This window comes from Intrasporangium sp., from assembly GCF_035688975.1.
GTDB lineage: Bacteria > Actinomycetota > Actinomycetes > Actinomycetales > Dermatophilaceae > CALMNV01.
Map to the genome: position 1 here is coordinate 1 of NZ_DASSMH010000060.1, position 2,655 is coordinate 2,655.

A 2,655-nucleotide genomic window follows, 5' to 3' on the forward strand; every position below is an offset into this window, starting at 1 on the left:
GGCAAGCCCAGGGAGGACCGGGAACCGGACGAACCGGGCCCGGGGCCATGGGCATGCGAAAGAGGTCGCAGACACGCTCGGTCAACGATACGGGCGCCCGGAAGAAGGGTCAAACCGGTGGGAGGAGTCGCGCCGATGAGGGCAGAACCGACGATCTTCGAACGTCGGTGGACGATTGCAAGGCGACACGCCGACGACGAGAAAGTTCTCTTCCGGACGTGATTGTCACGGCGGCTCAGCCGGGGTAGGTTTTCGACTTCACGATCCTCGCCCGACCCATGCACAGGCTGTGGACAAACGTGTGGACAACAGGGCATCGTTCACCAAGGCACCGGACGTCCCCAGTCGTCCGACCCGGCACGGTCGAGCTCCCGCTCCGGCCAGCTCGAGTGCGCTCAGCGCCGGGATCGCAACAAGTGCAACGGAATTGAAGTCAGGGCAGGTGGGATTGGTGGCCGAGACAGGCGTCGACTACGCGCAGATCTGGCAGCAGACGCTCGGCACACTCGACTCGGGGCTGTCGAACCAGGAGCGCGCCTTCGTCCGGCTCTGCCGCCTCGTCGGGGTGCTCGACCAGATCGCGCTGGTGCGCGCTCCCAACACCTTCACCAAGGACTTCCTCGAGACGCGCGTGCGCGAGCAGGTCCACACCGCTCTCGCCGACCAGCTCGGGCACCCCGTCCAGGTCGCGGTATCGGTCGACGAGAGTCTCGAGACCGACCTCGGCATGATCAGCGACGAGCCCACCGGCCAGGTCAACGACGGCCGCCGCCAGGCCGGCTCCGACAGCAACGGCTCGGCGGGGCATCACAACGGCCTCGCCCAGGGTGGCGCGGCAACCGGATCCGCAGGCTTCGGCAGCCCCGCCCACCCCGGCACGCACCCGCAGGCGCACCACGCCCAGCACAACCCGCTGCGCGACCTCGCCGAGAGCGCGCCCGCCCTCAACGGCGCCGACCTCGACGAACCCGCCCGGCCGGCATACCCCGACGTGCAGACGCAGATGGAGCTCGGCCCCGACCCGCTGAGCGGCGGCGAGAGCGGCCCGCTCCGTCTCCAGCAGCGTCCCGAGCCCAGCTCGCCCGGCGACACGCGACTCAACCCGAAGTACACGTTCGACACCTTCGTCATCGGCGCGAGCAACCGCTTCGCCCACGCGGCGGCGGTCGCGGTCGCCGAGGCGCCGGCGAAGGCGTACAACCCGCTCTTCGTCTACGGCGAGTCCGGTCTGGGCAAGACGCACCTGCTCCACGCGATCGGCCACTACGCGCGCACCATGTTCCCGAACGTGCGGGTGCGCTACGTGAACTCCGAGGAGTTCACCAACGACTTCATCAACAGCATCCGCGACGACAAGGCGAGCGCGTTCCAGGCGCGGCACCGCAGCGTCGACGTGCTGCTCATCGACGACATCCAGTTCCTCCAGGGCAAGCTGCAGACCCAGGAGGAGTTCTTCCACACCTTCAACACGCTGCACAACGCGAACAAGCAGATCGTCATCACCTCGGACCTGCCGCCCAAGGCGCTGTCGGGCTTCGAGGACCGGATGCGGACCCGCTTCGAGTCCGGCCTGCTCACCGACGTCCAGCCCCCCGACCTCGAGACCCGCATCGCGATCCTGCGCAAGAAGGCGATCCAGGAGCGGATGAAGGTCCCGGACGACGTCCTGGAGTACATCGCCTCGAACTTCTCGACCAACATCCGCGAGCTCGAGGGCGCCCTCATCCGCGTCACCGCCTTCTCCAACCTCAACCGCCAGCCGGTCGACCTGCCGCTCGCGGAGATCGTCCTCAAGGACGTCCTGCCCAACGAGACGCCCAACCAGGTGACCGCGGCCACGATCATGGCGGTGACCGCCGCGTACTACGCGGTGACGATGGAGGACCTGTGCGGGTCCTCGCGGTCGCGCCAGCTCGTCACGGCCCGGCAGATCGCCATGTACCTCTGCCGGGAGATGACCGACCTGTCCCTGCCGAAGATCGGGCAGAACTTCGGAGGCCGCGACCACACCACGGTCATGCACGCCGACCGCAAGATCCGCGAGCTCATGGGGGAGCGCCGCGCCATCTACAACCAGGTCACCGAGCTGACCAACCGCATCCGGCAGCAGAAGTCCCAGTAGCCGCGGTCGCGGCGGCGGCTCTCGGGGTCCCCGCGTGCGGGTCGCCCAGGGCCTCGCCGTCCACAGCCCTGTCCACAGCTGGGTACACAGCGTGACCGGACCGTGACCCTGCGTGCCGTCCGGCCAGCCCCGGTCCGGTCAGCACGCGAAGCCCTGCGGCCCCGACGGCATACGGATCTTGTCCACCACCTGTGGAAAACCATGTGGACCGCGCCGCCGGCACCGCCCCGCCTGTCGCCACCCCGCCGCGCGCGCTTGCCCACAGCGGCTGTGGACAAGCGGTGGCATCGCACCGCCAAATGCGGACAACCCTCTGCAAACCTGTGTGGACGATGTGCAGCCGCTGGGCGCTTCCACAGCGCGGTCGGTGCTGTCCCGAGGCCGCCCACAGCATCGCGCGGCGCGGCACGCCGAGGCGACCTGCGCAGACGCCCGCCGTCCACAGGATCCACAGCACCGATGACGACGATGAACCTCTCAATGACCTGGGATCGCCCCGAGAACGGCACCGAAACCGCGCGCCGCAGCCGGCC

1 protein-coding gene is annotated in these 2,655 nt (G+C 68.8%); it reads left to right on the forward strand.

Annotated features, from left to right (window positions below; all coding sequences use genetic code 11):
- The first annotated feature begins 451 nt into the window (after positions 1 to 451).
- Entirely contained in the window at positions 452 to 2,122 is a 1,671-nt protein-coding gene (gene dnaA / locus VFJ94_RS06295; protein WP_325003345.1) for a chromosomal replication initiator protein DnaA, read from the forward strand.
- Positions 2,123 to 2,655 lie beyond the last annotated feature (533 nt).